The organism is Hypericibacter sp. (genome assembly GCF_050729195.1).
Lineage (GTDB): Bacteria > Pseudomonadota > Alphaproteobacteria > Dongiales > Dongiaceae > Hypericibacter.
Map to the genome: position 1 here is coordinate 43,807 of NZ_JBOHKS010000153.1, position 6,589 is coordinate 50,395.

Annotated in this window: 7 protein-coding genes; 3 read left to right on the top strand and 4 right to left on the bottom strand. The window is 66.0% G+C overall.

Annotated features, from left to right (window positions below):
• Nucleotides 1-79: 79 nt before the first annotated feature.
• The 3 genes from ACREE8_RS11810 (at nt 80) to ACREE8_RS11820 (ending at nt 2,462) form a co-directional block, all read left to right on the top strand.
• A complete protein-coding gene (locus ACREE8_RS11810; RefSeq protein ID WP_431573197.1) occupies nt 80-874 on the top strand; it encodes a transporter substrate-binding domain-containing protein in 795 nt (264 codons plus the stop codon).
• Nucleotides 875-1,002: 128 nt separating this feature from the next.
• A complete protein-coding gene (locus tag ACREE8_RS11815; RefSeq protein ID WP_431573198.1) occupies nt 1,003-1,719 on the top strand; it encodes an ABC transporter permease in 717 nt (238 codons plus the stop codon).
• A complete protein-coding gene (locus ACREE8_RS11820; protein ID WP_431573199.1) occupies nt 1,719-2,462 on the top strand; it encodes an ABC transporter permease in 744 nt (247 codons plus the stop codon). The genes ACREE8_RS11815 and ACREE8_RS11820 overlap by 1 nt, the downstream gene beginning before the upstream one ends.
• 19 nt (nt 2,463-2,481) lie before the next feature.
• On the opposite strand, the gene ACREE8_RS11825 is transcribed toward ACREE8_RS11820, so the two are convergent.
• The 4 genes from ACREE8_RS11825 to ACREE8_RS11840 form a co-directional block, all read right to left on the bottom strand.
• Entirely contained in the window at nt 2,482-3,231 is a 750-nt protein-coding gene (locus ACREE8_RS11825; protein WP_431573200.1) for an amino acid ABC transporter ATP-binding protein, read from the bottom strand.
• Between the two features lie 97 nt (nt 3,232-3,328).
• Nucleotides 3,329-4,774, bottom strand: coding sequence for an amidase (locus tag ACREE8_RS11830; protein ID WP_431573201.1), 1,446 nt, complete (start codon nt 4,772-4,774; stop codon nt 3,329-3,331).
• A gap of 30 nt (nt 4,775-4,804) precedes the next feature.
• Nucleotides 4,805-6,178, bottom strand: a complete 1,374-nt coding sequence (locus tag ACREE8_RS11835; RefSeq protein ID WP_431573202.1) for a malonyl-CoA decarboxylase — start codon at nt 6,176-6,178, stop codon at nt 4,805-4,807.
• Between the two features lie 117 nt (nt 6,179-6,295).
• Nucleotides 6,296-6,589: AMP-binding enzyme (locus tag ACREE8_RS11840; protein WP_431573203.1), on the bottom strand; the 294-nt coding region annotated here is incomplete at its 5' end.

Genomic DNA, 6,589 nt, shown 5'->3' on the forward strand with positions numbered 1-6,589 from the left:
CGCGGTTCCATGGCAGGCGAAAGAAACAAGCGGCGGCGCTGTCGAACATGCGCACGCCACATCGGAACAGGAGGCGAACATGGCGGTTCGGGGTTTGATGGGCGTTGCGCTGGCAACGGTTCTGGCGGCGGTCATCGCCGCGCCAGGCCATGCGGCCGCGGAGACGATCAAGGTCGCGACGGAGGCTTCCTTCCCGCCCTTCAGCAAGACCGAGGCGGACGGAACCATCACCGGATTCGAGATCGATCTGGGCAATGCCGTCTGCGAGCGGGCGAAGCTGCAATGCGAATGGGTCAAGCAGGATTTCGACGGGCTGATCGCCGGGCTGCTGGCCGGCAAATACAATATGATCTTCTCCTCGATGTCGATCACGGAGGAGCGCAAGAAGGCGGTGGATTTCTCGCTGCCCTATTACGACACACCCTATCGCTTCATCGCGCATAAGGATTCGGGGATCGAGATTTCGAATGCGGGCCTTCAGGGCAAGAAGGTCGGTGTCTATGCCGGCGCCACGCAGGAGAAATATCTGAAGGCGAAATATGACGGCGTGGTCGAGATTCGCGGCTATGACAAGATCGATCAGATCAATGCCGATCTCGTCACCGGCCGCATCGACATGGCCTTCAACGAGCAGCTGGCCGGCGCCGAATTCCTGAAGACGCCCGAGGGCCAGGCGTTCGAATTCGTGGGCCCCGAGCTCAAGGACAAGGCGATCTTCGGCGTCGGGGCCGGCGCCGTGTTCCGCAAGAGCGACGGCGCCTTGCGCCAGAAGATCGACGACGCGATCCGTTCGCTCTATCAGGACGGCACGTTCGACAAGATCTCGCAGAAATATTTCGGCAGCATGAGCGTTCGCGCCGATCAGAACTGGTAAACTGATGGGGCGGGTGTGCCGGTCCTGATACGGGGCCGGCCACCCGTTCGATCAGCGGGCCGTTCGACCGGATCCCGAGGATCGCAAGCCTGACCTTCGCGCCAGCCGCGATTGCAAGATTGGGACCGATGGATCTGTCGTCACTGTTCGCCTATGGGCCCGGTTGGGGCGACGAGCTGCTGCGCGGCGGCGTCCTCACGCTGAAGCTTGCCGCGCTCTCCTTCATCTTCGGCTCCTTGTTTGGTCTCCTTTGCGCCATGGGCGAGCTCTATGGCGGTCGTTTGGTCCGATGGTTGCTCGGCGCTTACGGCGTCGTGCTGCGCAGCGTGCCCGAGCTGCTGGTGATCTTCCTCTTCTATTTCGGCGGCTCCTTCGCGCTGGGCGGCCTGCTCTCGCTCCTGGGCATTCAGGGCTATGTCGAGGTCAGCGCCTTCTGGGCGGGCGTGGCGGCGCTGGGCCTGATCCAGGGCGCCTATACCAGCGAGGTGTTCAAAGGCGCGATCCTCGCCGTACCGCGCGGCGCGGTCGAGGCGGCGCGGTCCCTGGGCATGAGCCGCTGGCATGTGTTCCGGCTGGTGATCCTGCCGATCGCCGTCCGCTATGCATTTCCCGGCCTTTGCAACATGTGGATGGTGGTGGTCAAGAACACGCCCTTCGTCTCCGCGATCGGACTCGAGGATCTTGTGCGGGCGGCCGGAACAGCCGGCGAGAACACCAAGCAGTTCTTCACTTTCTACCTCGCGGTGCTGGTCGCCTATCTGTTGCTGTCGGCGGTGACCATGGCGGTCCAGTACGCGATCGATCGCCGGCTGTTCCGACATCTGGCTGCGGCGCGAGGGGCCTGATGTTCTCCCTCGACACCTTCCTTGCCGGCCTGCCATTGCTGGCGCAGGGCACCATCGAGACCCTGAAGCTCTTCGCCATGTCGCTCCTCGGCGGCGGTCTCATCGCGCTGCCCGTGGCGTTCGCCCGCAACAGTCGCTTCGCCCCGGCCCGTTGGTTCGGCTATGGCTTCATCTTCGTCTTTCGCGGCGCGCCGCTGCTGGTGCTGCTCTATCTCATTTATTACGGCTTGCCGCAGTTCGATTTCCTGCGGTACTCGCCGCTCTGGATTTTGCTGAGCGAACCCTATGTCTGTGCGGTGCTGGCGCTGTCGCTCAACTCCGCCGGCTATGTCGCCGAGATCCTGGCCGGCGCCTTGCGTGCCGTGCCGCGTGGCGAGATCGAGGCGGGCGAGGTCGCCGGCCTCGGCCGGCTTCGCTTGTTCCGCTCGATCGTCATGCCGCATGCGGCACGCATTGCCCTCAGAGCCTATGGCAATGAGGTGGTGTTCGTGCTCAAGGGCACCTCGGCTGCCAGCATGGTCACGATTATCGACCTGATGGCCTCGGCCAATTCGGTTTATTTCAACACCTACGATCCTTTCACGCCGCTGATCTCGGCCGGAATCATCTATCTTTTGCTGATCTTCGTGCTGACGCGTGTGGTCGGCATGGCCGAGCGCTGGCTGTCGCCCGAGCTTAGGTTGCGGCCGCGCTCACCCTCGCGCCTGCGCCGGCCAGGGCCGCAGCCGAGACCTATCCTGTGATCGCTTCGGCCTGAGCGCGCTACGAGCCTAGCGCCGCCAGGAAAGATTTGAGCCGTTCGGAGCGTGGTCGGTCGAGCAGCTCGTCCGGATTTCCGGATTCCAGGATCCGGCCCTCGGCCATGAACAGAATCCGGTCGGCCAGCCGGCGCGCGAAATTGATCTCGTGCGTCACGCAGAGGATCGTCATGCCGTCGCCGGCCAGCGATTGGATCAACTCGAGCATGCTCTGCACCAACTCCGGATCCAGCGCCGAGGTCGGTTCGTCGAGCAGGAGGATCTTCGGCTGCATGGCGAGCGCCCGGGCGATAGCGACACGCTGCTGCTGGCCGCCGGAAATTTGGAAGGGATATTTGTCGGCTAGCATCGCCACATTGACGCGGCCGAGACAGGCGCGCGCCACGCGCTCGGCCTCCGCCTTCTTCAGGCCGCCGACCGCGATCGGCGCCAGAGTCACATTCTCCAGCACCGTCTTCATCGAGTAGAGATTGAAGTGCTGGAAGATCATGCCCATCCGCCGCCGGGCCTGGACCCGCGACCGCCCCTGGCGCGCCAGCAGCTCGCCGAAGATCAACACCTCGCCCTCGTCGGGCCGATCGAGCCCGTTGACGCAACGCAGCAGCGTCGTTTTCCCCGACCCCGAAGGGCCGATCAAAGCGAGGCGCTCTCCGGCCGCAACCGACAGGTCGATGTCCGACAGGATCGGATTCGCGCCGAAGGCCAGTTGGAGGCGGCGTAGCTCGATGGCGGGAGGATGGGTGGCGTCGGTCAAGGTCGATTCCAGGAACTTCGACGAAAGGGCGCCTCCATACTGGAGCGCCTTTCGTCTGCCATGGATGGCGATCTCTCGAACTGAGCTTGCGGCGGGATCAGTGCTGGAAGGCCGGCCCGACCCTTGGCTCGATCGGCGTCAGCTTGGCCAAGCCGGTCGCTTCCTCGAAAGCCGCCGCGGCCGAGAGCAGCGCGGCTTCGCCGCGTGGGCGCCCGACGATCTGGACACCCACCGGCCTGCCGTCGGCGGTGAAGCCGGCTGGCACCGCGATCGAGGGGCAGGAGGTCATGGTGACGACGCTCGCGATCTTCAGCCACTCGACATAGTTATCGAAGCTCTGCCCGTCCACCTCGCGCACCCAGCGGATCTTGACGTCGAGCGGCGGGGTGCAGGCGGCGGGCGCGATCAGGATATCGTAGGTCTGGAAGAACTCGGCGATCTGGCCATAGAGCCGGCCGCGCCGCAGCAGCGCCTTGCCGATCTCCTCGATCTCCAGCTTCATGCCGCGCTCGATGTTCCAGATCACGTCGGGCTTGAGCTTGTCGCGGTGGCGGTCATAGAGCGGCTTCATGGTCGCCGCATAATCGACCGCGCGCAGCGTCTGGAAGGCTTGCGGGACGCCATGGAAATCGGGGCAGGCTTCCTCGACCGTGGCGCCCATGGCCGCGAAGCGTTCGGCCGCCGCCTTGCAGATGGCGCGGGTCTCGGGCGCTACCGGCGTGATGCCGAGATCGGTCGAGAAGGCGACGCGCTTTGGAACTTTGAGCTGGCGCGCAGTCTCGCGGAACCCCACGGCCGGCGCTTCGAGCGAGAGCGGATCCTCGATATGCCACCCGGCCATGGCGTCGAGCATCAGGGCCGTGTCCTCGACATTGCGTCCCATCGGTCCATTGACCGAGAGCGTGTCGAAGCGGGTCTCGCCCGGCCCTGCCGCCACGCGGCCCGGGCTCGGCCGCAAGCCCACCACCGAGCAGAAGCTCGCCGGCGTGCGCAGCGAACCGCCCAGGTCGGAGCCGGTCGCGAGCCAGACCTGGCCGGTCGCGAGCGCCACCGCCGAGCCGCCCGAGGAGCCGCCGGCATTGAGGCTGGTGTTCCAGGGATTGAGCGTCTCGCCGAACACCTCGTTGAAGCTGTTGGCGCCGGCGCCGAACTCGGGCGTGTTGCTCATGCCGATGGGAATGCCGCCATTGGCCTCGAGCCGCTCCACCATGATGTCGGAGCGCTTGGGCACATTATCGGCGAAGATCGGCGAGCCGTAGGTGGTGCGCACGCCCGCCAGATCGTTCAGATCCTTGACCGCGAAGGGCAGGCCCGCCAGCCAGCCGCGCTCGTCGGCCGGCTTCTGCTTTTGCGCCATCATGCGCTTTGCCTGTTCGCGCGCGCGCTCCGGCGCCAGCGTCACCATGGCGTTGACCGCGGGATTGACGGCGGCGATCCGCGCCAATGAAGCCTCGACCAGGTCGAGCGGCGAGACCTCGCCGCGCTTGAGCAGATCGACCGCTGCGCAGGCGGTCAGCCGCACGAGTTCATCCGTGCTGGTCATGAAATGTCAGTCCCCCGTGAAATGTCTCGTTCAGCGTCCGGTGACGATCGCCGGCGTCTTGTCGTTGGGTCGCGCCTTCGGCCGCGGCTTGGCGGCGGCGAGGCGCGCCAGTTCCTTGGAGAGCGCCACCTTGCCCTCTTCGGCGAAGGCCTCGTGATTGAGCTCCAGATTATCGAGATCGTAGTAGTAATTCACCAGCATGCCGAAGGATTGCTGCATCCCCTTGGGCGAGACATCGCCCAGCCAGTTGATCCGCTCGAGCCGCGCGCCATTGCCGAGATGGAAACGGGCGACGGGATCGGCGGGTCGCGGACCGCCGAGGCTGCCGCCGAGATAGCGGGCGCAGAGGCCGGTCAGGGCGTCGCGCAAGGGCGCCAGATCCGTCGCGTCGACCGAACTCTTCTGCAGCAGCTCCACCAAAGCCTCCTGCTCGGCAGGGTCGAGATCCAGCGCCGGTTTGCCGGCGAGCACCGAGCCCAGCCAGCTGCGGAAGGAGGGGATCGGCGAGAGGGTGGCGAAGGTCTTGAGCTGCGGCAGCTCGCGCTGCAGCTCGACCACCACCTGCTTGATCAGGAAATTGCCGAAGGAGATGCCACGCAGGCCGTTCAGCGAATTGTTGATCGAGAAGAAGATCGCATGGGTCGCCGTCGCCGGATCGAGGGCCGAGGCGTTGGGATCGATGATCGGCTGGATCGAGGCCGCCAGTTCGCGGCCGAGCGCCACCTCGATGAAGATCAGCGGCTCGTCCTTCAGCGCCGGATGGAAGAAGGCGAAGCAGCGCCGATCGGGCGCCAGGCGCCGGCGCAGGTCCGACCAGTTGGCGATCTCATGCACGGACTCGTAGCGCTTGATCTTCTCCAGGAGCGAGGCCGGCGAGTTCCAATCGATGCGCTCGAGATAGAGGAAGCCGCGATTGAACCAGGAGCCCAGCAGATGCTGGAAATCGGCATCGACGGCGCGCAAGGCCGGATCTTCGGCAAGACGTCCCAGCAGCCGCTCGCGCAAATTCACGATGGCGCGGGTGCCGCCGGGCGCCATGTTGAGCCGGCGCAGCAGCTCCTGGCGCGGCGCCTCGACGGCCTCGCCCAGCCGGCGCAGATGGGCGGGGCTGGCCTCCTTGCGATAGGCCTCGGCGGCGGCCAGGATCTTCTCGCGGTCGGCGCCGAAGCGCGTCGCCAGGATCTGGAAGAAGCGCGTCTCCTCGGCCGGCGTCAGATGCCCGAGCCGGGCCGCGAGCTCGCTCGCCGATGCGAGCGCCGTCGCTTCGCCGCGCCGCGCCAGCACACGGGCGCAGAGCGCGTCGAGCTCGGCGCTCGCCGCGGCCGCGCTGCTCTGCTGCGACAACAACCGCCGGCCCGCTTCGATGATCTGGTCCAGGATGCCGCCGATCAGAGGCGCCGCCATGATGATCGCTCCGCTATGCCGGCCACTCCAGGGGCCCGCCGGCGGGGCCCTTCGCGCCACTCTAACGATGCGCGACCGGATTCTTACCCCGGTTTCCGGGGCAAATTGATGGCACCGTCACGGTACCGCTGCCGCTTGCGCGAAGGTGGTCTTGTAGGTGTCGCGCAACTTGGCCTTCTCGACCTTGCCCATGGTGTTGCGCGGCAGCTCCTTTACCAGGAACACCGCCTTGGGCGTCTTGTAAGCGGCCAGATGCTCGCGTGTCGCGTCGGCGATCTGGCGTTCGGCCAGCGCCGCATGAGGCTTGGCCACCACCACCGCCACGACGGCCTCGCCGAAATCGGCATGGGGCACGCCGATCACGGCCGATTCGGCCACACCCGGCAGCGCGTCGATCACCGTCTCCACTTC

Bases quoted from the DNA above. Each gene is read 5' to 3' on its own strand.
- ACREE8_RS11810 (WP_431573197.1), top strand. From the start codon at position 80: ATGGCGGTTCGGGGTTTGATGGGCGTTGCGCTGGCAACGGTTCTGGCG.
- ACREE8_RS11815 (WP_431573198.1), top strand. From the start codon at position 1,003: ATGGATCTGTCGTCACTGTTCGCCTATGGGCCCGGTTGGGGCGACGAG.
- ACREE8_RS11820 (WP_431573199.1), top strand. From the start codon at position 1,719: ATGTTCTCCCTCGACACCTTCCTTGCCGGCCTGCCATTGCTGGCGCAG.
- ACREE8_RS11830 (WP_431573201.1), bottom strand. From the start codon at position 4,774: ATGACCAGCACGGATGAACTCGTGCGGCTGACCGCCTGCGCAGCGGTC.
- ACREE8_RS11835 (WP_431573202.1), bottom strand. From the start codon at position 6,178: ATGGCGGCGCCTCTGATCGGCGGCATCCTGGACCAGATCATCGAAGCG.